This window comes from Pseudomonas rhizophila (assembly GCF_003033885.1).
Lineage (GTDB): Bacteria > Pseudomonadota > Gammaproteobacteria > Pseudomonadales > Pseudomonadaceae > Aquipseudomonas > Aquipseudomonas rhizophila.
The window spans coordinates 898,331-920,852 of the sequence record NZ_CP024081.1; the positions used below are offsets into that span (position 1 = coordinate 898,331).

At 59.9% G+C, this 22,522-nt stretch carries 20 protein-coding genes and 2 tRNA genes; 7 read left to right on the top strand and 15 right to left on the bottom strand.

All coding sequences use genetic code 11. The features are described 5' to 3' along the window. The first annotated feature begins 9 nt into the window (after nt 1-9). Complete coding sequence (locus tag CRX69_RS04205) at nt 10-372, top strand: diacylglycerol kinase (RefSeq protein ID WP_047230030.1); 363 nt, start codon at nt 10-12, stop codon at nt 370-372. Nucleotides 373-383: 11 nt separating this feature from the next. On the opposite strand, the gene CRX69_RS04210 is transcribed toward CRX69_RS04205, so the two are convergent. Beyond that, entirely contained in the window at nt 384-1,310 is a 927-nt protein-coding gene (locus CRX69_RS04210) for a LysR family transcriptional regulator (RefSeq protein ID WP_047230031.1), read from the bottom strand. Nucleotides 1,311-1,431: 121 nt separating this feature from the next. On the opposite strand from CRX69_RS04210, the gene fpr reads away from it, so the two are divergent. Beyond that, nucleotides 1,432-2,211: a ferredoxin-NADP reductase gene (fpr, locus tag CRX69_RS04215; RefSeq protein WP_003184787.1), complete on the top strand. Its 780-nt coding sequence runs from the start codon at nt 1,432-1,434 to the stop codon at nt 2,209-2,211. Nucleotides 2,212-2,418: 207 nt separating this feature from the next. Here fpr and tsaA read toward each other — a convergent pair whose 3' ends face one another. The 5 genes from tsaA to rimO all read right to left on the bottom strand — a co-directional run bounded on the left by tsaA (nt 2,419) and on the right by rimO (nt 6,482). Continuing rightward, the gene (gene tsaA / locus CRX69_RS04220; RefSeq protein ID WP_047230032.1) at nt 2,419-3,117 is read right to left on the bottom strand and encodes a tRNA (N6-threonylcarbamoyladenosine(37)-N6)-methyltransferase TrmO; all 699 of its coding nucleotides are present in this window, start codon (nt 3,115-3,117) and stop codon (nt 2,419-2,421) included. A gap of 14 nt (nt 3,118-3,131) precedes the next feature. Next, on the bottom strand, nt 3,132-3,593 hold the full coding sequence (locus CRX69_RS04225) for a YehS family protein (RefSeq protein WP_047230033.1): 462 nt from the start codon (nt 3,591-3,593) through the stop codon (nt 3,132-3,134). A 62-nt stretch (nt 3,594-3,655) separates the two neighbouring features. Continuing rightward, nucleotides 3,656-4,366 (bottom strand): rRNA pseudouridine synthase, encoded by a 711-nt coding sequence (locus CRX69_RS04230; RefSeq protein ID WP_047230034.1) that lies wholly within the window; start codon nt 4,364-4,366, stop codon nt 3,656-3,658. Between the two features lie 73 nt (nt 4,367-4,439). After that, complete coding sequence (locus CRX69_RS04235; RefSeq protein WP_107321597.1) at nt 4,440-4,913, bottom strand: GNAT family N-acetyltransferase; 474 nt, start codon at nt 4,911-4,913, stop codon at nt 4,440-4,442. A gap of 228 nt (nt 4,914-5,141) precedes the next feature. Next, nucleotides 5,142-6,482 carry a 30S ribosomal protein S12 methylthiotransferase RimO gene (gene rimO, locus CRX69_RS04240; RefSeq protein ID WP_047230036.1) on the bottom strand — a complete coding sequence of 447 codons (1,341 nt, stop codon included), beginning with the start codon at nt 6,480-6,482 and terminating at the stop codon, nt 5,142-5,144. 334 nt (nt 6,483-6,816) lie between these two features. Here rimO and CRX69_RS04245 point away from each other — a divergent pair, with 334 nt between their 5' ends. Further along, nucleotides 6,817-8,658: a potassium transporter Kup gene (locus tag CRX69_RS04245; RefSeq protein ID WP_370695188.1), complete on the top strand. Its 1,842-nt coding sequence runs from the start codon at nt 6,817-6,819 to the stop codon at nt 8,656-8,658. Between the two features lie 225 nt (nt 8,659-8,883). Here CRX69_RS04245 and CRX69_RS04250 read toward each other — a convergent pair whose 3' ends face one another. The 4 genes from CRX69_RS04250 to CRX69_RS04265 all read right to left on the bottom strand — a co-directional run bounded on the left by CRX69_RS04250 (nt 8,884) and on the right by CRX69_RS04265 (nt 13,369). Next, a complete protein-coding gene (locus CRX69_RS04250; protein ID WP_047230038.1) occupies nt 8,884-10,167 on the bottom strand; it encodes a virulence factor family protein in 1,284 nt (427 codons plus the stop codon). Further along, complete coding sequence (mprF, locus tag CRX69_RS04255) at nt 10,167-12,809, bottom strand: bifunctional lysylphosphatidylglycerol flippase/synthetase MprF (RefSeq protein ID WP_107321598.1); 2,643 nt, start codon at nt 12,807-12,809, stop codon at nt 10,167-10,169. Before mprF ends, CRX69_RS04250 begins: the two co-directional genes overlap by 1 nt. Before the next feature lie 152 nt (nt 12,810-12,961). Further along, nucleotides 12,962-13,038, bottom strand: a tRNA-Met gene (locus CRX69_RS04260). Nucleotides 13,039-13,292: 254 nt separating this feature from the next. Next, nucleotides 13,293-13,369 (bottom strand) — tRNA-Met (locus CRX69_RS04265). Between the two features lie 282 nt (nt 13,370-13,651). Here CRX69_RS04265 and dinB point away from each other — a divergent pair. Beyond that, complete coding sequence (gene dinB, locus CRX69_RS04270) at nt 13,652-14,713, top strand: DNA polymerase IV (protein WP_076386106.1); 1,062 nt, start codon at nt 13,652-13,654, stop codon at nt 14,711-14,713. Nucleotides 14,714-14,890: 177 nt separating this feature from the next. Here dinB and CRX69_RS04275 read toward each other — a convergent pair whose 3' ends face one another. The 4 genes from CRX69_RS04275 to CRX69_RS04290 form a co-directional block, all read right to left on the bottom strand. Next, on the bottom strand, nt 14,891-15,844 hold the full coding sequence (locus CRX69_RS04275) for a hypothetical protein (protein WP_047228432.1): 954 nt from the start codon (nt 15,842-15,844) through the stop codon (nt 14,891-14,893). A 17-nt stretch (nt 15,845-15,861) separates the two neighbouring features. Then, nucleotides 15,862-17,577 carry a proline--tRNA ligase gene (locus CRX69_RS04280; RefSeq protein ID WP_047228431.1) on the bottom strand — a complete coding sequence of 572 codons (1,716 nt, stop codon included), beginning with the start codon at nt 17,575-17,577 and terminating at the stop codon, nt 15,862-15,864. A 130-nt stretch (nt 17,578-17,707) separates the two neighbouring features. Further along, nucleotides 17,708-19,273: an AmpG family muropeptide MFS transporter gene (locus CRX69_RS04285; RefSeq protein ID WP_047228430.1), complete on the bottom strand. Its 1,566-nt coding sequence runs from the start codon at nt 19,271-19,273 to the stop codon at nt 17,708-17,710. Nucleotides 19,274-19,317: 44 nt separating this feature from the next. Continuing rightward, on the bottom strand, nt 19,318-19,698 hold the full coding sequence (locus CRX69_RS04290; RefSeq protein WP_171061418.1) for an MGMT family protein: 381 nt from the start codon (nt 19,696-19,698) through the stop codon (nt 19,318-19,320). Nucleotides 19,699-19,835: 137 nt separating this feature from the next. Here CRX69_RS04290 and CRX69_RS04295 point away from each other — a divergent pair, with 137 nt between their 5' ends. Further along, on the top strand, nt 19,836-20,843 hold the full coding sequence (locus CRX69_RS04295; protein WP_107321599.1) for a DUF481 domain-containing protein: 1,008 nt from the start codon (nt 19,836-19,838) through the stop codon (nt 20,841-20,843). Nucleotides 20,844-21,038: 195 nt separating this feature from the next. On the opposite strand, the gene CRX69_RS04300 is transcribed toward CRX69_RS04295, so the two are convergent. Further along, nucleotides 21,039-21,248 (bottom strand): cold-shock protein, encoded by a 210-nt coding sequence (locus tag CRX69_RS04300; protein ID WP_002554837.1) that lies wholly within the window; start codon nt 21,246-21,248, stop codon nt 21,039-21,041. A gap of 354 nt (nt 21,249-21,602) precedes the next feature. Here CRX69_RS04300 and dcd point away from each other — a divergent pair, with 354 nt between their 5' ends. Beyond that, on the top strand, nt 21,603-22,169 hold the full coding sequence (dcd, locus tag CRX69_RS04305) for a dCTP deaminase (RefSeq protein ID WP_003184751.1): 567 nt from the start codon (nt 21,603-21,605) through the stop codon (nt 22,167-22,169). A gap of 103 nt (nt 22,170-22,272) precedes the next feature. Further along, the gene (locus CRX69_RS04310; RefSeq protein WP_047228427.1) at nt 22,273-22,488 is read left to right on the top strand and encodes a hypothetical protein; all 216 of its coding nucleotides are present in this window, start codon (nt 22,273-22,275) and stop codon (nt 22,486-22,488) included. Nucleotides 22,489-22,522: the final 34 nt, after the last annotated feature.

Consider the following 22,522-nt stretch of genomic DNA (forward strand, 5'->3'; position numbering starts at 1 on the left):
TGCCCACTTATGTCGCCTTTTAAAGGCCAAACCGGCCTGAAACGCATCCTCAACGCCTCCGGCTATTCTCTGGACGGCCTGCGCGCGGCCTTCGTCGGTGAAGCCGCGTTTCGTCAGTTGGTCTTGCTCGACGTCATCCTGATTCCGTTGTCGTTCTTCCTGAATGTCAGCCGTGTCGAGCAGGCGCTACTGATTGCGGTCTGCCTGCTGGCATTGATCGTGGAGTTGCTCAACTCGGCGGTGGAGGCGGCCATCGACCGCATTTCCCTGGAGCTGCACCCGTTGTCGAAAAATGCCAAGGACATGGGCAGTGCCGCTCAGTTCGTTGCTTTGAGCATGATTGCCTTGGTGTGGGGCCTGATTTTGCTCTAGTGCCCCGGCGCTCAGGCAATGGGGGGCAGGACGATTTCGTCGCTGCGCTGCACGCCAGCGGTGAATGCCCGGCACAGCTCGAGGAATTCGCGCATGGCCGACGTCTGGTATTTTTGTTTGTGCCAGATGAAATAAAACTGCCGGGCCAGGTCCATGTCCGGGGTTTCCACGGCTACGAGACTGCCGCGCCGGAAGGCGTCACGCAGGGCCAGGCGTGAAATGCAGCCAATCCCCAGGCCTGATTCCACGGCTCGCTTGATGGCTTCGGTGTGTTCCAGTTCCAGACGTACGTTCAGCGCACTGCGATGGTGACGCATGGCCTGGTCGAAGGTCAGACGGGTGCCGGAACCTTGCTCCCGCAGAATCCACGCCTCATGGGTCAGTTCCTCCATGGTCGCCTGGCCGCGTTTGGCCAGCGGATGTTGAGGAGCGCAAAACACCACCAGTTCATCCTCGACCCAGCTCTGGACCTCGATGTCCGGATGGCTGCAGTCGCCTTCGATTAGACCCAGATCAATTTCATAGTGAGCAACCTGGTGCACGATATTGGCAGTGTTTTGCACATGCAGCTTCACCTGGCTTTCCGGATGACGCTGCATGAAACTGCCGATCAGCAAGGTCGCCAGGTAATTGCCGATGGTCAGGGTGGCGCCCACCGCCAGTGAGCCGAAACCGGACTTGCCGTTGAGCAGGTCTTCGATCTCCTTGGATTGGTCCAGCAGCGCCACCGCCTGGGGCAGCAGTTGTTTGCCCAAGGCATTGAGACTCAGGCGTTTGCCGGCGCGGTCGAACAATTGGCAGCTGGACTGGCGCTCCAGTTCGGTGATGGAGGTGCTGGCCGCCGACTGCGAAAGATTGAGCAGGCCCGCGGCACGGGACACGCTCTCTTGCTGGGCGACGGCGACGAAGACTTGAAGTTGACGTAGAGTAAATCGCATATCGATATAACCGATAACCCTTATCTTAATAATTCATTTAACAGATATTGTCGCCGCCATTAGAATGCGATGCAATTGCGCAAATTAACGACGCAGGCATCATTCCCAGGAGTCCCCGTACATGAGCAACATGAACCACGAGCGTGTCCTCAGTGTTCATCACTGGAACGACACTCTGTTCAGCTTCAAGTGCACCCGTGATCCGGGCCTGCGCTTCGAGAACGGTCAGTTCGTGATGATCGGCCTGCAGCAGCCCAACGGCCGCCCGCTTATGCGCGCTTACTCGATCGCCAGTCCGAACTGGGAAGAGCATCTCGAATTTTTCAGCATCAAGGTGCCTGACGGCCCGTTGACTTCCCAGTTGCAGCATCTGAAGGAAGGCGACGAGATCATCATCAGCAAGAAGCCCACCGGCACCCTGGTGCTGGACGATCTCAAGCCTGGCAAGCATTTGTACCTGCTCAGCACTGGCACCGGGTTGGCGCCATTCATGAGCGTGATCCAGGATCCGGAAACCTACGAGCGTTTCGAAAAAGTGATCCTGTGCCACGGCGTACGTTACGTCAATGAAGTGGCCTACCGCGAGTTCATTACCGAACATCTGCCGCAGAACGAATTCTTTGGCGAAGCGCTGCGTGACAAACTGATCTACTACCCGACCGTTACTCGCGAACCGTTCGAGAACGAAGGCCGCCTGACCGACCTGATGCGCAGCGGCAAGCTGTTTCGCGACATCGGCCTGCCGCCGATCAACCCGCAGGACGACCGCGCCATGCTGTGCGGCAGCCCGAGCATGCTCGACGAGACCAGCGAAGTGCTCAACAGCTTCGGCCTGACTGTTTCGCCACGCATGCGTGAGCCGGGTGATTACCTGATCGAGCGGGCGTTTGTAGAGAAGTAAGCCTCGGTTTATGCGGTGGTTGATCGATCGCCATCGCGAGCAGGCTCGCTCCCACAATGGAATATGTGGGAACACAAATCTTGTGGCCACTGAAGTTCAAAGGTGGGAGCGAGCCTGCTCGCGATAGCCGCAACCCGGTCTGCAGTTACCCATGAAAAAGCCCGCGCTACCTGAAGAAGGCAGCGCGGGCTTTTTCGTTTCTGGCGGTTACGATTTCGCCGGAATCACTTCCAGCACCTTGATCACCCCGGGCTGCGGATAGTGCCAACGCACATCCAGATCCCAGAACTGCGCACCATATTCCCGTTCGGGCGTAGGAATCTGGTACGCCGGACGTGGGTCTTGGGCCAGGCACTGTTCGATCAGCTCCACCAGGGGTTCTTCCAGGCGCTTGGCGTGGTCGCGGGCCTGATGCAGGGCAGAGCTGGCCCATCGCACCGCAATCAGCTCAGGCGCTGCGCTGGCGATGTTGTTGTGCGCCGAGCCGATGATGTCTGCGTAGGGCACGTAGGGTTTGATATCCAGCACTGGGGTGCCGTCCAGCAAGTCGATGCCCGAGATCCACAGGCGCCCGGCTTCGACCCGCTCCAGTTTCACCACCGACTGGCCGATGCCGTTGGGGCGATGGGTGGCGCGAGTGGCGAACACCCCCATGGACTTATTGCCGCCCAGACGCGGCGGGCGCACTTTCAGCCGTGGCTTGTCTTCCAGGGCCTGGTGGAACAGGAACAGCAGCCAGACATGGCTGACCTGCTCCAGGCCCTGCACCGCATCGCCCTGATCGAATGGCGCCACCAACTCCAGCACACCGCGCGCGGCCGGGGCCAGTTGCGGTTGACGGGGAATGGCGAACTTCTCCTTGAAGCAGGAGCGGACGTAGCCGATGGGGGAGACGTTGTAGGTCATGGTTCGGCGGGAAATCAGCCGCGAACGCGCAGCGTCAGGCCCTTGAGGAAGTTGCGCAGTAACTGGTCACCGCACGGGCGATAGTTGGTGTGGCCGAACTTGCGGAACAATGCGCTCAGTTCCGGCTTGGACACAGGGAACTCCGCGGCCTTGAGGATGGCGTGCATGTCGTCTTCCTTCAGTTCGAAGGCCACCCGCAGCTTCTTGAGGATGATGTTGTTGGTGACCGGCACTTCGATCGGCTGCGGTGGACGGCTTTCGTCCTTGCCGCGCTTGAAGATCACCAGGCCGTCGAGAAAATGCGCCATGACTTCGTCAGGGCAGAACACGAAGCCTTCTTCCTCGTCTTTCTTGAGGTAACCCACCAGATCCGCCATGGGCACTTCCAGGCCACCCAGCTTGATGATCTCGATGACTTTTTTGTCGCTGATGTCGAGCATGTAGCGCACGCTGCGAAGTACGTCGTTGTGAACCATGTGTGCAATCCTGATCAATCGGCAGTGGGCGCCGCAGCTCGGTGCGGCGCCGGAAAAAGAAACTAGAACTTCTCTTTGGTGGACAGGTAACGCCACTGGCCCAGGGGCACCTTACCGATGGACACGCCGCCAATGCGGATGCGTCGAATGGCCACCACCTTGAGGCCGACCGCCTGGCAAAACAGCGCGATCACCCCCGGTTGCGGGTTCTTCATGGCAAAGCGCAAGCGGTTCTCGTTCTGCCAACTGGCCTTGACCGCCGGCAACTCCTTGCCTTTGTAGGTCAGGCCATGGTTCAGGCGATTGAGGCCATGGGCGACCATTTCGCCTTCGACTTCCACCACGTACTCCTGCTCGATCTTGGCGGCGTCGGCGGTGAGCTTGCGCAGAATCTTCCAGTCCTGGGTGAACACCAGCAACCCACTGGCGTTGGCCTGCAGGTCGGCACTGGCGGTCAGGCGCAGAAAATGGCCCTTGAGGGGGCGCTTGCCGAAGCGGTGTTCTTCGCTCAGGGTCTGTGGTCCAAGGGACGCCATCGCCGTGTCTGCATCCATGCCCGCCGGGGCGTTCAACAGGAGGGTGACCGGCTCTGGCGCGGTGGCCTTGGCCTCGGGGTCGAGTTCGACTTTCTGGGTAGTGACCTTGAACTGCGGTTCGTCGATCACTTCGCCGTCCACGGTGACCCAGCCGCCCTCGATGAACAGCTCAGCCTCCCGACGGGAACAGCCGACGAGTTCGATGAGGCGTTTGGAGAGACGAATCGGGTCAGTCATGACAGGGCCGTAACAAAAAGAGGGTGGGCATTGTACCTGCCTGGCGCCGGTTAATCGCGGGTCCATTTGCCTTTTAGCCGCGTTGGACCTTCAGGTCGGGCTGTTTGTAGCGCATGTGCAGCAACGGGTACGGCTGGTTCATGCCGTCCTTTGCCGAACGGCCAACCACTTCGAAGCCTTGCTTGACGTAAAAACCCAAGGCTTGCGGGTTCTGTTCGTTGACATCCAGTTGATCGGCGTTCATGTGCTCCATGGCATAACGCAACAGCTGTTTGCCCAGGCCCTGGCCACGGTGTTGCGGGTCGATGAAAAGCATCTCGATCTTGCCGGCTGCGACGCCGGCGAAACCGGTAATGCGCTGGCGAGTGTCCCGGGTGCAGATGAGCATGACCGCGTCCAGGTAACGGGTGAGCACCAGGTTCTTCAACAGTTCGATGTAGCTGTCCGGCAGAAAATCGTGGGTGGCGCGTACCGAGGCCTCCCAGACCCGGGTCAGTTCCTGATAGTCGCTGGATTTCGGTGTGTGGATGACCGAATGCTGACGCATGCCCGCCTGCTCCTTGTGCTGGATATCTCCATACGATAGCTGCAAAAAAGCCTCGCATCTTGTGAGGATAGCGAGGCTCTTCAATTTTTCGGCCTGTGAAAGAACCTGTGGGAGGCAAGCTTGCTCGCGATGGCGTTGTGTCAGCCAATATTGATGYTGGCTGATGCACCGCTATCGCGAGCAAGCTTGCCTCCCACAGGTATCACATTGAGTCTGTGAAGCAGCAGCTCAACCGATCTGTTCAGCCCACAGATCGTATTCGTCAGCGTCGGTCACCTTGCACCAGACCTTGTCGCCCGGCTTGAGATTGCTGCCGTTGTCGATGAATACGTTGCCATCGATTTCCGGGGCGTCGAAGAAGCAGCGGCCCACGGCGCCTTGTTCATCCACTTCATCCACCAGTACTTCGATTTCACGGCCGATGCGCATTTGCAGGCGCGCCGAGCTGATGGCCTGCTGGTGCGCCATGAAACGCTCCCAACGATCCTGCTTGACCTCGTCCGGCACCACATCCAGGTCCAGGTCGTTGGCCGGTGCGCCTTCGACGGGCGAATACTGGAAGCAACCGACGCGGTCGAGCTGGGCTTCGGTCAGCCAATCCAGCAGGTACTGGAAGTCTTCCTCGGTTTCGCCAGGGAAGCCGACGATGAAGGTCGAGCGGATGATCAGGTCCGGGCAGATCTGGCGCCAGTTCTTGATGCGGGCCAGGGTCTTGTCTTCGAAAGCCGGGCGCTTCATGGCCTTGAGGACTTTCGGGCTGGCGTGCTGGAACGGGATGTCCAGGTACGGCAGGATCTTGCCGGCGGCCATCAGCGGGATCAGTTCATCGACATGCGGATACGGGTAGACGTAATGCAGGCGGACCCACACGCCGAGGGTGCTGAGGGCTTCGCACAGTTCGGTCATGCGGGTTTTCACCGGCGCGCCGTTCCAGAAGCCAGTGCGGTATTTCACGTCGACGCCATAAGCGCTGGTGTCCTGGGAGATCACCAGCAGCTCCTTGACGCCGGCCTTGACCAGGCGCTGGGCCTCGTCGAGCACATCACCCACCGGGCGGCTCACCAGTTTGCCGCGCATCGAGGGGATGATGCAGAAGCTGCAACTGTGGTTGCAGCCTTCGGAAATCTTCAGGTAAGCGTAGTGGCGCGGGGTCAGCTTGATGCCTTGCGGCGGCACCAAGTCGATCAGCGGGTTGTGGTCCTGGCGGGGCGGCACTACGTCGTGCACGGCATTGACGACCTGCTCGTACTGCTGCGGACCGGTCACGGCCAGCACGCTGGGGTGCACGTCGCGAATATTGCCTTCTTCCACGCCCATGCAGCCGGTCACGATGACCTTGCCGTTTTCCTTGATGGCTTCGCCGATCACTTCCAGGGACTCGGCCTTGGCCGAATCGATGAAGCCGCAGGTGTTGACCACTACCACGTCGGCGTCCTGGTACGTGGATACGACGTCATAACCTTCCATGCGCAGCTGGGTCAGGATGCGCTCGGAGTCGACCAGAGCCTTCGGGCAACCCAGGGATACGAAGCCAACCTTGGGGTTGGCCGGCGCGGTAGTGGTGGACATGTCTAACCTCGGTGTAGGGGAGATCGTCTCTTGTGGAGACAGGACGCTTGACGCGCCTCTGATCAAAAAGTGCGCAATTCTAGCGGTGCTGGAAGCGCTTGACCAGCTTTATACGGGGAAAAACGACGAGTGCTGCGCTATGCTTCGCGCCGTCCAGCGCAACTGAATCTCTACAGTCAATCATTTGTCTGTAACAGGAAGTAAGGTGGCCTGGGCGCAAGGTCAATCAGGGTGCTTCTTTCCAGCAGCGCGGATCAGGTAGTGGGAGTGTTGGATGGAGCAGGCAGAGAGTCAGGTGTCGGGTACCGGGCATGCAGCGGCCAGGCCCGTGGGAATGTTGGTGGCCGCCGCGGGGGTGGTCTATGGCGACATCGGCACCAGTCCCTTGTACACCATCAAGGAAGTGTTTTCCGGTCAATATGGTGTGCAGGTCAACCATGACGGAGTGTTCGGGATTTTGGCGCTGATCTTCTGGTCGCTGGTCTGGGTCGTCTCGATCAAATACGTGCTGTTTATCCTGCGCGCTGACAACCAGGGCGAAGGCGGCATCATGTCGTTGACCGCGCTGGCCCGGCGGGCGTCCACCCCTTATCCCCGGTTGCGTTCGGTGCTGGTGATTCTCGGGCTGATCGGCGCCTCGTTGTTTTACGGTGACAGCATGATCACCCCGGCCATTTCCGTATTGTCGGCCGTGGAGGGTCTGGAAGTGGCCTTTGATGGGCTGGATCATTGGGTTGTGCCGATGGCGCTGGTGATTCTGGTGGCGCTTTTCCTGATTCAGAAACACGGGACCGATCGGATCGGTAAATTGTTCGGGCCGGTCATGGTGCTGTGGTTCGTGGTCCTTGGCGGCCTGGGCATTCATGGCATTGTCCAGCATCCGCAGGTGCTCGAGGCGTTGAACCCGGCCTGGGGCGTGCGCTTTTTCATGGTGCATCCGGGGGTTGGCGTTGCGATCCTGGGGGCCGTGGTACTGGCCTTGACCGGCGCCGAAGCCTTGTATGCGGACATGGGGCATTTCGGCCGCAAACCGATTGCCCGGGCCTGGTTCGTCCTGGTGTTGCCAGGACTGGTGCTCAACTATTTCGGTCAGGGCGCCTTGCTGTTGGAGAACCCGGAGGCCGCTCGTAACCCGTTTTATCTGTTGGCCCCAGGCTGGGCGCTGGTGCCGCTGGTGGTGCTCTCGACCTTCGCCACGGTGATCGCATCCCAAGCGGTGATTTCCGGCGCGTTTTCCCTCACACGCCAAGCCATCCAGCTCGGCTATATCCCGCGCATGTACATCCAGCACACCTCCAGCGCCGAACAAGGGCAGATCTACATCGGCGCGGTGAACTGGGCGTTGATGGTTGGCGTGATCCTGCTGGTGCTTGGCTTCGAGTCGTCCGGCGCGTTGGCCTCTGCCTATGGCGTGGCAGTGACCGGCACCATGCTGATCACCAGCATCCTGGTGTCGGCGGTGGCGTTGCTGCTGTGGAAATGGCCACCTCTGCTGACGGTGCCGTTGCTGGTCGGTTTTCTATTGGTGGATGGCCTGTTCTTTGCTGCCAATGTCCCGAAAATCCTGCAGGGCGGCGCATTTCCGGTGTTGGCGGGGATCGTGTTGTTCATTCTGATGACCACGTGGAAGCGCGGGAAGGAACTGTTGGTAGATCGGTTGGATGAAGGCGCCCTGCCGTTGCCGGTATTTATCAGCAGCATCCGTGTCGAACCTCCCCATCGGGTCAAGGGCACGGCGGTTTTCCTCACTGCTCGCCCGGATGCCGTGCCTCACGCGCTGCTCCATAACCTGTTGCACAACCAGGTGCTGCACGAGCAAGTGGTGCTGTTGACAGTGGTGTACGAAGACATCCCCCGGGTGCCGCCGCAACGGCGCTTCGAGGTGGATTCCTACGGCGAAGGTTTCTTCCGGGTGATCCTGCACTTTGGTTTCACTGACGAACCGGACGTGCCACAGGCGCTCAGGCTGTGTCATCTGGATGAGCTGGACTTCAGCCCGATGCGCACCACCTATTTCCTCAGCCGCGAGACGGTCATCGCTTCCAAGCTTGAAAGCATGGCCCGTTGGCGCGAAGTGCTATTCGCCTTCATGCTGAAAAACGCCAACGGCAATTTGCGCTTTTTCAATTTGCCGCTGAACCGGGTGATTGAACTGGGGACCCAGGTGGAAATGTAGCCCAAACAAAAAAGCCCCCGTTGCCTTGTGGCAGCGGGGGCTTTTTGGTGGGCGTGGGGTTGAGTGGACAACAATTTGTGGCGAGGGGATTTATCCCCGTTGGGTTGCGAAGCAACCCTCTGGATTTTCCTGGGTTCATGACCTGTGCGAGTGCTTCGCACTCGAGCGGGGATAAATCCCCTCGCCACATTAGGTTCGCAGGGTTCACAAAAAACCAGCCTCAGTTCACTGTTCGGCGTTCTTGTTCTGGCGCTTGTTGATTTCGTCCACCAGGCGCTTGGCCAGCGCCGGATAGTTCTCGTCGAAATGATGGCCACCAGGTAGCTGGATGGCTTCGCCCACCGCGGTCTTGTCGGTACAGCCACTTTCAGCCGCTTCTTCTACGCCGTAGATGCACACCACTTTGTCGGCGGGCAGCTTGGCCATTTCCGGGCCCGTGGCGGCTTCGGTGCCGGCATTGCCGAGCCAGCCTTCGACTTCGATCTCGAAGCTGCCGGTGCGCGCGAAGGCCAGCAGGATGATTGCGTCGACCCCTTGCTGTTCGCTGGCCGGAAGGCGATTGTAGATTGCGGGCAGTACGTCGGCGCCGAAGGAATATCCGGTCAGGATGAAGCGCTTGGTGCCCCAGACCTGACGGTAGTGCTGCATCAGTTCGGTGAGGTCCTGGGCGCTTTGTTCCGGACTCTTGTGCTGCCAGTAGTAGCGCAGGGTGTCGATGCCGACGACCGGGTAACCGATCTTGGCCATTTCTTCGGCCACGTCCCGATCCAGGTCCCGCCAGCCGCCGTCTCCGGAGAGAAACAGGGTCACGGTGTCCCGGGCCTGGCTGGCCGGCACTTCCACTACGGGAATGCTCAGGCCGCCCTGGTCGGTGCCTACCAGGATCTTGTGCAGTTCGTTGTTCAGCACCTGTGGCAGGTTGATGTCGTAGTTGCTGATGCTGGTTTCAGCGTTCGGTTGATCCCGTACGAAACCGGCGCTGGTGTCGTCGGGGTTGTCATTCCAGGCCACCAGCCAGTGGCCGTGGGCCGCGCTTTTAGGCAGCAGGTGGGTGCAGCCGGGTTTTTCCAGGGCCAGGTCCACCGAAACGGCCTGGGCCTTGTCGTTCTTCTGCTCCGCCAGCCAGCGCCAGGCCAGCACGGCTCCGGGGCCGATACCACTGACCAGCGTTGCCGGCCCCTGGAGCTGCTTCAGGCCGGCCTGCAGGGCACGGCCTTGCAGCATGCAGTCCTTGGGCAGGATCACCTGGACGATCTGCGCCGAGCCGCTGCGGCTGAGGGTCAGCAATTGCGTGTCGCTGAGTTTCTGCTCTTCGTTGACCGCCACCAGCACTTGGGCGCGGGGCGGGGTGCCGGGAATGATCCGGGTCATGGGGGCACCGTCGACCGGCGTCAGCTGTTCAAGGGTCGGTTGCGGGGCAGGGCGGTTCCAGTACCAGTAACCGCCACCGAGAATCACCGCCACCACCAGCAGGGTGGCCACTACGTATCGCCAGGAGCGTTGCATCATCAGCGTTTCACCAATCCAGTCAGGCCGCCTGCAATCAGGGCGGCGGTATCGGCCAGAGCTACCAGCGGATCGAGTCCGGCGGGCACGGCCATGTAACGAGGTTCCCAGTCAGGCTGGAATTTATCTTTGAAACGGCGCAGGCCCTGGAAGTTGTAGAGCTGTTCGCCACGGCGGAACACCATCGAACCCAGACGCTGGGTCAGCGGTGCGCCGCGTCGCGGTTGCAGGCCCGACAGGGGGACCATTCCGAGGCTGAAGCGGGCATAGTCATGGGCTTTGTAATGCTGAATCAGCCCGACCATCATGAATTCCATGGTCAGTTTCGGGGCGTCGGGATGGGCGCGCATCAGATCGAGGCTGGCCAATTCATGGCTGTGCGTCTCCAGCAGATTGGCGAACGCCACCGGGCGGCCTTCGAAACGAATCACTGCGATGCGGAAATGCTTGAGGTAGTCATCGCTGAAGCGGCCAAGTGAAAAGCCTTTTTCCCGCACGTTCTTGCCGGTCAGCCAGGCGTCGGAAATGACCTTCAGCTCATCCATCGGCGCCTGGCCCGGTTCGTGGATCTCCAGCGACAGGCCGTCCCGGGTACCGCGGTTCCAGGTGTAGCGCAAGTCCTTCATCTCTTTGCCCTTGGCTTCGAGATCGAAATGCTTGAGGTCGACCCGTGCTTCTTCACCCAGCTTGATCGCGGTCAGTCCGATGTCCATGTAATACGGCAGGTTCTCGGCGCGAACCTGATAGAACACCGGGCGCGCATGATGGATATCGCAAAGGTCGCGGAACTGCCAGATCATTTCTGCGCGTTGCTGGGTAGGGCCGATCGGGTCGTACAATGCCACCAGACTGCGGCCACGGCGGGCATACATCAGAAATGCTTCGTCATTGGGATGAAACAGCAATGCCTTGTCACCGGTCAGGGCCAGGCCGCCGTCGGGTTGTGAAGAGGCCATGAGAATCTTTTTGGCTCGCTCCAGTTCTTCTGCCGCCGGCAGCTGGATCACCGGGCGGGCGGTACGCAGCAGCCAGGTAAGGGACACCACCACCAGCAGCACCGCCGCGCCCAGCAGTGAGCGCAGACCACGAGGTGCGTCGGCATCGAGGGTGAATTGCCACCACAGTTCATGGCTGTAGGGCACGTCCTGGTATGCAAACAGCAGCAGCCAGATTGACGCGCCGAGCACGCATAGGCTGGCAATCAGAAACAGCGGCGAAAATGGCAACTCGGTCAGGCGACTCGGACGATAAAACGAACGCCGGAACACCGCCAACAAGCTGGCCGTCAGCGTCAGCAGCGTGGCCTCTTCCCAATCGAAGCCCTTGAGCAGTGAGAGCAGGGCGCCCACCAACAGTAAAACGGTGGTCAGCATCCAGGCAGCAGACAAGCGACGGCGCAGACCCTGGGCGAGCAACAGGCACAACACGCCCACAAGGCTGGCGCCCAGGTGCGAGGCGTCCACCAGCCGATGAGGGATCAGGAAACCAATGTGCTCCAGGCGAGTATCGATTTCCGGGGTCACGCCGGAAAACAGCAGCACCACGCCCGAGAGGAACACCAGCACCGCCAGGATCGGCGCCGCCAGGCCCGACGCTACCCGCAGGGACTGGCGGGCCTGGAACAGCCGTTGCGCCTCATTGATCAGCAACAAAACACAGGCCACCAGCATCGGCAGCAGGACATAGATCAAGCGATACAAAAGCAGGGCGGCGGCCAAAGGCGCGGCCCCCAGTTTGTCGGCGAAGGCCGCCAGCAGGATCGCTTCGAACACCCCGACCCCGCCCGGTACATGACTGAGTACGCCGGCTGCCAGCGCCAACAGGTACACCAGCAGGAATGCGCCGAACGGTGGTGTTTCGGGCAACAACAAGTACAGCACCGTGGCGGCCGCCGCGACATCCAGCGTGGTGATGATCAGTTGCAGGAGCGTCAAGCGTCGGCCCGGCAGGCGCAGGGTGCGGCGTCCGGCCTTGATCAGCAGGCTGTCCCGATAGGGCTGTTCTGGCAGGCGCCGACGGTAGATGCCGATAGCCAGCGCACAGGTGAGCAGCAGCACCGCCACGCAGATCGCTCCCAGCCAGGTGGCCGGCAAGTGCAGGGCGGCGGAAGCGGCGGGCAGATCACTGAGGGTTGCCAGGGCCGCCAGCGGCGGCAGTGCACAGCCCAGGGATAGGCTGGCGAACAGGGTCATGTGGGCGACGTCCGTCGCGCTCAGGCCATGGCGGGCATACAGCCGGTAGCGAACCGAGCCCCCCGACAATAACGAGAGCCCGATGGCGTTGCCGATGGCAAAAGCGCTGAATCCGCCCAGGACCAGCGTTTTTGCGGGCAATTTCACACCGGCATAACGGCTGGCGGACCATTCATAGCCCAGCAAGATGACGAATCCGACGACCGTCGCGGCGACTGCGCCGAGCAGGGCTGAGCGCGGCACCTGCATGATCGAGTCGTGCAGAGCGTACAGATCGAGCTCGCTCAGCAGGTGGCGACAGGCAATCAATGCAAGGGCGAACAACAACAGTGTGACGGCGAGGCCGATAGGCTGACGGTACTGGCTGATACGCTCCAGCCAGCGCAAGCGCCCGGCCTTGATCGGTTGTACCGCAGTAACAGTGTCTTGTGGGGCAGTCGAGTGAGCGCGCATCAATCACCTCTTGAACTATGCGCGACAGGATGGGGGCAACCCGCTCAGTTACCAATCCCTGCCGAAAAAAATAATTACAAAATATTTGTCATGAAAGCTTTTTTCGACAGGCACAAAAAAGGCCACTCTTTCGAGTAGCCTTTTTTGATGTTTGGTTGCGGGAGCCGGATTTGAACCGACGACCTTCGGGTTATGAGCCCGACGAGCTACCAGACTGCTCCATCCCGCGTCTGTGTGGCGGCATTCTACAGGCGAACGCCTGAGTGTCAACCGTTAAAAGGTGGTGAGGTCAAATAAACGGCCAATTCGTCGCCAACCGAGCTAAACACAAGAAATCAAAAGGAAATTGTCCTACAAGCAGGCAGTCTGCATTGCGTCGCCGTGGGGTTGGGCGAGGTTCGCAGGTCTTCTCTTCACGGCGCCTTGCTCAAAAACAAACGGCCACAAAAAAGGCCACTCTTTCGAGTAGCCTTTCTTGATGTTTGGTTGCGGGAGCCGGATTTGAACCGACGACCTTCGGGTTATGAGCCCGACGAGCTACCAGACTGCTCCATCCCGCGTCTGTGTGGCGGCATTCTACAGAGGATCGGCTGGCTGTCAACCCTGGCGCCAGGAAAATCTGTTCAGCTTCAATTGCTTAGCCTAAGTCCTGGGCATTGTGACAGCGCTGTGACGCAAGCCTGGCAAGGGCTGGCGCTCTATTGGACGCTTCGCTGCGATTGAAGAAATAAATTCACGTAGGCTTTTTCCAGCCGCAGTGAAGGATCTTTTCAACTACTGGTGCTATATACAGTTGTCGGTGCGATACTGGCGTCCCGACTTGTCGCACATCCGCTTCTCTTATGACGCAACGCAAAATCATCCACGTCGACTGTGACTGCTTCTACGCCGCTATCGAGATGCGCGATGACCCGCGGCTGGCTGGCAAACCCCTGGCGGTCGGTGGTTCGGCGGACCGGCGCGGAGTCATCGCGACCTGTAACTACGAGGCCCGGGCCTACGGTGTGCGTTCGGCCATGTCATCCGGACACGCCTTGAAGCTCTGCCCCGACTTGACCATCGTCAAGCCGCGGATGGACGCCTATCGGGAGGCGTCGAAGGAAATTCATACGATCTTCAGCGATTACACTGACTTGATCGAGCCGCTGTCCCTGGATGAGGCCTACCTGGATGTCTCCGCAAGTGCCCATTTCGGTGGGAGTGCCACCCGCATCGCCCAGGACATTCGGCGGCGGGTTTCCAATCAACTGCACATCACGGTGTCCGCCGGCGTCGCTCCCAACAAGTTTCTGGCCAAGATCGCCAGCGATTGGAAAAAGCCCAACGGCTTGTTCGTCATTACCCCGGATCAGGTCGAAGACTTCGTTTCGGCCCTGCCGGTGAGCAAGCTGCATGGGGTGGGTAAAGTGACCGCCGACAAACTGAACAGGCTCGGCATTGTCGATTGCCTGCAGTTGCGTCAATGGGACAAGCTGGCGCTGGTGCGCGAATTCGGCAGTTTCGGTGAGCGCCTCTGGAGCCTGGCCCGTGGGATTGATGAGCGTCTGGTGCACAATGACAGCCGTAGACAGTCCATCAGTGTGGAAAACACCTACGACGTCGATCTGCCTGATCTGACAAGCTGCCTCGATAAACTGCCGGAGCTGATGCAGTCCCTGAGTGGGCGCATCGCCCGGATCGACAGTAGTTATCGACCGGGCAAGCCGTTCGTCAAAGTGAAATTCCATGACTTCACCCAGACCACCCTGGAGCAGGCCGGGGCAGGGCGCGATCTGGGCAGTTACCAGTTGCTATTGACCCAGGCATTCAACCGCGGCGGCAAGCCGGTGCGTTTGTTGGGGATAGGGGTACGGCTGGAGGATCTGCGAGGCGGGTTTGAGCAGTTGGAATTGTTTGAGCGGTGAGGCTGCCACTTACATGAAGGCTTTGCCGGCTCTTGTGGCGAGGGAGCTTGCTCCCGCTGGGCTGCGCAGCAGCCCCAGAAACAGTTGATTCAACTTATCTGGCACACCGAGGTGGCAGGCTTGAGGGCCGCTGCGCGCCCCAGCGGGAGCAAGCTCCCTCGCCACAAGGTTTTGCTGCTAGTTCGCTCCTGGATCCGCCACCAGGCGCCCGCCATCCTTGGTCAGGGCTTTGAGGAATTCGGTCTGTAACTCCGGATCATTGCGGGTCAGTTCGATCAGGCTCTGTTCCAGCTCGCTGGCCTCTTCTTCAAGCCCCAGCTCCGACAGCCGCTTGACCCGATGAACCCACTGGCTCACCTCGTCATCTTCCAGATCGTCGTAGATCAACCCATGGGCTTCCACCAGCTTGCCGCGCAACGTGCTGCTGATGCTCAGGGACGAGTCGGTGTGTACCTCGTCCAGGGCGTCCGTCACGCTGATCTGCAACTTGCCGAAGTGGCTCAGATCATGCTCGGCGAACGGGCTTTCCAGCAGATTCAAACGCAACACGCCATTGCGGTCGGTGCTCAGTTCGAAGGTTTGCCGGGCAGCCTTGACCTGTACCGGGCGTTCGCTCCAGGGCAGGCTCGTGTGTTCGACGCGTTTGTCGCGTTGCACTTCGTCGATTCCGGCCAGGTTCTGCTGGGCGCGGCCATGGGACGGCACGTTCATGAATGGATTGAGCCCGGCGAAGCCGTAGCTGATCCAGTCTCGAGTCGCGCTCTCTGGGAGGTTGCCAAGAGCGAACACATTGACCACATTGGCGCCGACACCCGCCACCACTGCCACCGCGCCTAGCGGAATTTCGTAAACTTCGCGCCAGGGCTGATACGGCGTATAGCGATCATAATGGCGGGTGACTTCGAATTCGGTGACTTCGAAGGTCTTCTGCTCATTGATCCGCACCCGACGTTGCGGCAGTTCGAGTACTTTGGGCTCGCCCACTTCGATATGCAGGCTGTGGTCGAGCAGTTTGCGCTCGACCCGCTCTTCGTGCTCGCTGCGTTGCGACATTTGGTTGGCACAGCCGCTGACCAGGAGGGCGCCGCACAGCGCGGCGCCCCCGAGGCCTAAGGTGTTTCGCTTGAACATGACGTCTCTATCTGGTGTCAGCGGCGGATACGGGCCTGGAGGAACGACAGCACGTCAGCGACCGGCAGCGCTTGCGGCTCGGCCTCGGTGCGACTTTTGTATTCCAGGTTGCCTTCGGCCAGGCTGCGGTCACTGACGACGATCCGATGCGGGATGCCGATCAGTTCCATGTCTGCGAACTTGATGCCGGGGCTGGTTTTTTTGTCGCGGTCGTCCAGCAGCACTTCGAAGCCGGCCGCCGTCAGTTCGGCGTAGAGCTTGTCGGTGGCTTCGCGAACCAGTTCGGTCTCGTAGCGCAGCGGCACCAGGGCAATCTGGAATGGCGCCAGGGCGTCGCTCCAGATGATCCCTTTCTCGTCGTTGTTCTGCTCGATGGCCGCGGCGACCACGCGGGATACGCCGATGCCGTAGCAGCCCATTTCCAGGGTCACCGGCTTGCCATTCTCGCCCAGCACTTCGCACTTCATGGCTTTGCTGTACTTGTTGCCCAGCTGGAAGATGTGCCCGACTTCAATGCCGCGCTTGATTTCCAGGACGCCTTTGCCGTCCGGGCTCGGATCGCCGGCCACAACGTTGCGCAGGTCGGCCACGGCCGGAACCGGCAGGTCGCGCTCCCAGTTCACGCCGAAGTAGTGCTTGTCATCGATGTTGGCGCCGATGGCGAAATCGCTCATCAGCTCCACCGAGCGGTCGATGATGATCGGCAGCGGCAGGTTCAACGGGCCGAGGGAGCCGGCACCGGCGCCGATGGCGTCGCGCAGTTCGGCGTCGGTGGCCATGACCAGGGGGCTGGCAACGCCAGGCTGGTTGCCGGCCTTGATTTCGTTCAGCTCGTGATCGCCGCGGATGATCAGGGCGATCAGCTTGCCTTCTTCTTCGGCGCGCACGATCAGGGTCTTGATGGTGCGTTCGATCGGTAGGTTGTAGCCTTCCACCAGTTGAGCGATGGTCTTGGCGTTTGGCGTGTCCACCAGGCGCAGTTCTTCGGTCGGTGCAGGGCGGGAGGTTTCCCGTGGCACGGCCTCGGCTTTCTCGATGTTGGCGGCGTAGTCGGAGCCGTTGCTGAAGACGATGTCGTCTTCGCCGGACTCGGCCAGTACGTGGAACTCGTGGGAGCCGGCGCCACCGATGGAACCGTTGTCGGCTTCAACCGGACGGAATTTCAGGCCCAGGCGGGTGAATACGTTGCAATACGCCTGGTGCATGCGGTCGTAGGTGACTTGCAGCGAGGCCAGGTCGGTGTGGAACGAGTAGGCGTCCTTCATGATGAATTCGCGGCCGCGCATCAGGCCGAAGCGTGGACGGATTTCATCACGGAATTTGGTCTGGATCTGATACAGGTTGATAGGCAGCTGCTTGTAGCTGCTCAACTCGTTGCGCATCAGGTCGGTGATCACTTCTTCGTGAGTCGGGCCTGCGCAGAAGTCACGACCGTGACGGTCTTTGATGCGCAGCAACTCAGGGCCGTACTCTTCCCAGCGCCCCGATTCCTGCCACAGCTCGGCCGGCTGGGTGCCCGGCATCAACACTTCCAGAGAGCCGGCGGCGTTCATTTCTTCGCGAACGATGGCTTCTACCTTGCGCATCACACGCAGACCCATCGGCAGCCAGGTGTACAGGCCCGAGGCGAGTTTGCGGATCATGCCGGCGCGCAGCATCAGCTGGTGGCTGATCACGACGGCGTCGGAAGGCGTTTCTTTCTGTGTGGCGAGCAAAAATTGACTGGTGCGCATGGTTGGCCGTTGTCGGTTGCTGATGACGAGAAGTGACGGAGCATTGTACGGGCGAGATGCCCTGGCGTACAGGCGCGTGGCCGGTCGCCAGGCATGAGCGCCGGTTTCGCCGGCGCTTGCTGGAAGTTTCCTAAGATTCTTGCGCAGGTCGCGTGGGTGTCGGTTCCGGCTCCGAAGCCGAGCCTGAACCCTGGCGGCGGTTTTCCTGATACCAGTGCAAGGCAATCAGTAACAGGGTCGGAACCCCCAGCAAGGCGGTGATCAGGAAGAAGTCGTGATAGCCGAATTTCTCCACCATCACCCCTGAGTAACCGCCGATCAAGCGCGGCAGCAACAGCATGATTGAGCTGAGCAGGGCGTATTGGGTGGCCGAGAACTTCAGGTTGGTCAGGCTCGACAAGTAGGCGACGAACGCCGAAGTGGCCAGGCCGGAGCTGAAGTTGTCCAGGGAGATGGTGACAACCAGCATCTGCAGGTTGGCGCCCATGTCGGCGAGCATCAAAAACAGGATATTGGTGCCGGCGGAGGCAACGCCGCCGATAAACAGGATCGGCAGGATACCGAAACGCACGATCAACAAGCCGCCCATGCCGGCGCCGACGAGCGTCATGATCAGCCCGAAAATCTTGCTGACGCTGGCGATCTGGTCCTTGGTGAAGCCTTGGTCGATGTAGAACACGTTGGCCATGACGCCCATGACCGTGTCGGACATCCGGTAGGTGGCAATCAGCCCAAGCAGCAACAGGGCCTGCCAGCGGTAACGCAGGATGAAATCGTTGACCGGTGTCAGCACCGGCGCCAGCCCGCGGCGCCCCATGGCCGAAAGGCACAGGGCTGTCAGGGTGATATAGAGAATGGCCCGCAGGAAGGCACGGTCTTCGAGCAGCAGGTCCAGCAGGCTGACGCCTTCGAACAGGACACTGGCAAAGTCGGTGTTATAGAGCTGGGTGAACATCGCCGGTACCGACACCAGCAGCACGATGAGTACGAACACCGAGGCCAACTGGTGGACGAAGCTATAGCGACCGGCCTGCAACTGGGTGCGTAGCGGCACCGGCGGTTCGCGCATGAATAGCGAGGTGAGCAACGCAGGGACCATCAGCACGCCGAACAACAGATAGGTGCCTGCCCAGGCCGAGTGCTTATAACTGAAACCGGTGGAGCCGAACCCTTCGGCGAAGAACAGTGCGCCCGCGGTGGCCAGCAATGCCGCGATTCGGTACCCGGACATGTAGCTGGCGGCGAGGGCCGCCTGGCGGGTGTCGTCGGCGATCTCCAGGCGATAGGCATCGACGGCAATGTCCTGGGTGGCCGACGCGAAAGCCACGATCACGGCGATGGCGATCAACCATGACAGGTGCTTTTGCGGGTCGCAGAAGCCCATGCCGATCAGGCCGAGGATCACCAGGGCCTGGGAGAGCACCAACCATGAACGCCGACGGCCGAGTTTGCCCAGCAGCGGCAGGCGCCATTGGTCGAGCAGGGGCGACCAGACCCATTTAAAGGCATAGGCCAGGCCGATGAGGCTCGCGTAGCCAATAGTCTCGCGGGCCACGCCAGCTTCGCGCAACCAGACCGAAAGCGTGGAAAACACCAGCATGTAGGGCAGGCCGGCGGCGAAGCCAAGCAGCAACAGCACGAGCGTCGAGGGACTGGCATAGGCGGCGAGGGCGGCGCGCCAGGTTTTACGGGGCATGGGCTGGAGTCTGCCTCAAAAATTGCGAAAACAAAGCGCGCACTCTAACCGCTGTGCTCTACCGGGCGCCAGCCATGGCGCTGAATATCAACACGATTATTCAGGACACTCACCCCTTCCGTGCGCAGGCGCGCGCGTTGTTCATCCCCTGAGGCGCTGCCGGCCGGCAGGCTGATCCGACCGCCGGCAGCCAATACTCGATGCCATGGCAGCTTTGTGTCGTTCGGCAACTGACTGAGGGTACGCCCTACCCAGCGCGCCGCTCGGCCCAGACCGGCCATCTCGGCTAGCTGACCATAGGTCACGACCTTGCCGGCCGGCACTTGTGCCAGGGTCAGGTACAGGGTGGTGCGGCGGATCTGGGCGGCGTTCTCTGGGGCCGCGGGAGCATCAGTCACGTTCAGGTGTCCTGGGCAAGGGCGTATTGCCGTTTGTAGATTAAATCCCGCAAGGTTGGTTGAGAAATGAACTCATTACAAATACTTCGGTCAGTCCTTGCTAAGGTGTCGTCCCGGGGGATAATGCCGCCTTTTTACCGCAAACTTGAGCTCTTTATACGCTTATGTTGTCTAGAACCCTGCTATGCCTAGCTGTCACCAGCGCCTCCATGCCATTGCTTGCCGATACCGTTTGGTTGAAGAACGGCGACAAGCTCAGCGGCAAGATCACCGTTTTCGATGGCGGCAAGTTGCTGATCCAGACCGATTACGCCGGCGCGATTCCCATCGACTGGAAACAGGTCAAGACTCTTGAGAGCGACCAGCAATTGCTGGTCAAGCAGGATGCCTACACCGGCGAAAAAGCCAAGGCGCTGCAGGCTGCCGAGGACGGCAAGGTGACCCTGGCCAACGGCGACGGACCCAAAACCGTCGAGCTGGGCAGTATCCAGCAAATCCTCAAACCCAAACCGGTGGTCGAGGATCTGGTGTGGAAGGGCAATATCGATGCTGCCCTGGATTATCAGCGCGCGGAAAACGATACCGATGACTACGACATCGATTTCAAGACCTCGGCACGCCACGGCAGATGGCGGCATACCGCCGAAGGCGAATACAACCGTGAGTTCCAGGATGACGTGGTTTCCACCGACAACTGGAGGTTGGAGTATTCCCTCGACCGCTTCCTGACGGAAAAATGGTTCTGGCAAGGGCGCCTGAATTACAAGCGCGACAAAGTCGAAGAGCTGGCTCGCCAGCGCGTGGTGGGTACCGGTCCGGGCTACCAGTTCTGGGATGACGAGCTGGGTGCTTTCTCGCTGGGTTCGCTGTTCAACCGCACCGATTATGAATACCGCGACGGTGGGACCGACAACTTCTATTCCATCGCCATGAAGTGGGACTACAACCGCTACCTGATTGGCAAGCGCGTCGAGTTCTTCACCAATGGCGAAGTCGGCAAGCCGCTGTCCAGTGTTGCCGAATATGGCTACGACGCCGAGGTGGGGCTGCGCTACAAAGTTACCGACTGGGCTTCGCTCAACCTCAAGGCCGAGAAAGATGTCATTGAGGGCACCGAAGACAGCGACTTGAGCAAGACGCGCTACACCGCAGGGTTTGGCGTGACCTGGTAATCCCGGTCTAGCAACCAACCCGTGTGGGAGCGAGCCTGCTCGCGATAGCGGCGGATCAGCAACATCAACGTTGACTGACACGCCGCTATCGCGAGCAGGCTCGCTCCCACATTTTTTTTGTGCGTGGGCAAAAACACACAGGCACAAAAAAGCCCCGCTTTTGAGGGCGGGGCTTTTTACTAAAGCAAGGACAAGTTAGATAACTTGAACTTCTTCAGCTTGCATGCCTTTCTGACCGCGGGTAGCGATGAAAGAAACCTGTTGGCCTTCTTTCAGGCTTTTGAAGCCGTCGGATTGGATTGCTTTGAAGTGAACAAACAGGTCGTCACCGGATTGTGGAGTGATGAAGCCGAAGCCTTTTTCATCGTTGAACCACTTAACGGTACCAGTTTGGCGATTAGACATGGTGTAACTCCTTGAACAAAGATAACTGCGACTCAGGAAGAACCCTGGCCGAGACTGAGTGCAAAGAGCAGGAAAAATTCTTGTAGATGGTTGGATCGAAATTCAACATATCGTGTAGAGATTCTCAGTGACACAAGCAACACAGTGACGTCACCTTAACCCTTTTTCCTGAATGTGCCAATGGTCTTTGCGAAGGTTTCTCGGTTTTGGTGACTGACGGCCAGCGGTATTGCCGTCAGGACCAGGAAATCAAGGTGGATCGGCGAGATTTACGTCCCGCACTTTGAACCCGGCCTCGCGCCCCGGTAAGATGCCGGACGTATTTTTTCCACCTCGCTATTTCAGGAAACCGCCATGAGCATCAAATCGGACAAGTGGATTCGCCGCATGGCGCAAGAGCACGGCATGATCGAGCCCTTCGTCGAGCGCCAGATGCGTGGCGAAGGCGCCGATCGGCTGATTTCCTTCGGCGTCTCCAGCTACGGCTACGATGTGCGCTGCGCCGATGAATTCAAGGTGTTCACCAACATCAACTCGGCGACCGTGGACCCGAAGAACTTCGACGAGAAGAGCTTCGTCGACGTCAAGAGCGACGTCTGCATCATTCCACCGAACTCATTTGCCCTGGCACGCACCGTCGAGTATTTCCGTATCCCGCGCAACGTGCTGACCATCTGCCTGGGTAAAAGCACGTACGCGCGCTGCGGCATCATCGTCAACGTCACGCCGCTGGAGCCTGAGTGGGAAGGGCATGTGACCCTGGAGTTCTCCAACACCACGACCTTGCCGGCAAAAATCTATGCCAACGAGGGTGTGGCGCAGATGCTGTTCCTTGAGTCCGATGAGGAATGTGAAGTGTCCTACAAGGATCGTGGCGGTAAATATCAGGGCCAGCGCGGCGTAACGCTGCCGCGTACCTGATTCTGACGAACAGTTTGAATTCCTGGGCGGGCAGGCACTCTATGGGGTGTACTGCCCGTTTTTTTTGCCTCAGCGCAGCGGGCCTTCGCCCAGGAGTTGCTCTATGAAGATCGATCCGCGAATCAGTGCCGAACTGGCAAAGCTTGAGCCCAATCAGATCGGTGTCATGGCTTGGTCATTACTGGCCCACCCTGCCGAAGCGGCGGGCGGTATTCCAGGCCAGCCTGATCCCGATACCCCCAACGAACAGCCCCTAGAACCCAGCGAACCCGGTGAACCCACCCTGCCAGATGAGCCGCCTCCTGCGCCTGTTGCCTGATCGCAAAATGGCCCGTCAGTGGAAAGCACGTGTG

Coding starts and splice junctions, on each gene's coding strand:
- CRX69_RS04205 (WP_047230030.1), top strand. CDS start 10: ATGTCGCCTTTTAAAGGCCAAACCGGCCTGAAACGCATCCTCAACGCC.
- CRX69_RS04210 (WP_047230031.1), bottom strand. CDS start 1,310: ATGCGATTTACTCTACGTCAACTTCAAGTCTTCGTCGCCGTCGCCCAG.
- fpr (WP_003184787.1), top strand. CDS start 1,432: ATGAGCAACATGAACCACGAGCGTGTCCTCAGTGTTCATCACTGGAAC.
- tsaA (WP_047230032.1), bottom strand. CDS start 3,117: ATGACCTACAACGTCTCCCCCATCGGCTACGTCCGCTCCTGCTTCAAG.
- CRX69_RS04225 (WP_047230033.1), bottom strand. CDS start 3,593: ATGGTTCACAACGACGTACTTCGCAGCGTGCGCTACATGCTCGACATC.
- CRX69_RS04230 (WP_047230034.1), bottom strand. CDS start 4,366: ATGACTGACCCGATTCGTCTCTCCAAACGCCTCATCGAACTCGTCGGC.
- CRX69_RS04235 (WP_107321597.1), bottom strand. CDS start 4,913: ATGCGTCAGCATTCGGTCATCCACACACCGAAATCCAGCGACTATCAG.
- rimO (WP_047230036.1), bottom strand. CDS start 6,482: ATGTCCACCACTACCGCGCCGGCCAACCCCAAGGTTGGCTTCGTATCC.
- CRX69_RS04245 (WP_370695188.1), top strand. CDS start 6,817: ATGTTGGTGGCCGCCGCGGGGGTGGTCTATGGCGACATCGGCACCAGT.
- CRX69_RS04250 (WP_047230038.1), bottom strand. CDS start 10,167: ATGATGCAACGCTCCTGGCGATACGTAGTGGCCACCCTGCTGGTGGTG.
- mprF (WP_107321598.1), bottom strand. CDS start 12,809: ATGCGCGCTCACTCGACTGCCCCACAAGACACTGTTACTGCGGTACAA.
- dinB (WP_076386106.1), top strand. CDS start 13,652: ATGACGCAACGCAAAATCATCCACGTCGACTGTGACTGCTTCTACGCC.
- CRX69_RS04275 (WP_047228432.1), bottom strand. CDS start 15,844: ATGTTCAAGCGAAACACCTTAGGCCTCGGGGGCGCCGCGCTGTGCGGC.
- CRX69_RS04280 (WP_047228431.1), bottom strand. CDS start 17,577: ATGCGCACCAGTCAATTTTTGCTCGCCACACAGAAAGAAACGCCTTCC.
- CRX69_RS04285 (WP_047228430.1), bottom strand. CDS start 19,273: ATGCCCCGTAAAACCTGGCGCGCCGCCCTCGCCGCCTATGCCAGTCCC.
- CRX69_RS04295 (WP_107321599.1), top strand. CDS start 19,836: ATGTTGTCTAGAACCCTGCTATGCCTAGCTGTCACCAGCGCCTCCATG.
- CRX69_RS04300 (WP_002554837.1), bottom strand. CDS start 21,248: ATGTCTAATCGCCAAACTGGTACCGTTAAGTGGTTCAACGATGAAAAA.
- dcd (WP_003184751.1), top strand. CDS start 21,603: ATGAGCATCAAATCGGACAAGTGGATTCGCCGCATGGCGCAAGAGCAC.
- CRX69_RS04310 (WP_047228427.1), top strand. CDS start 22,273: ATGAAGATCGATCCGCGAATCAGTGCCGAACTGGCAAAGCTTGAGCCC.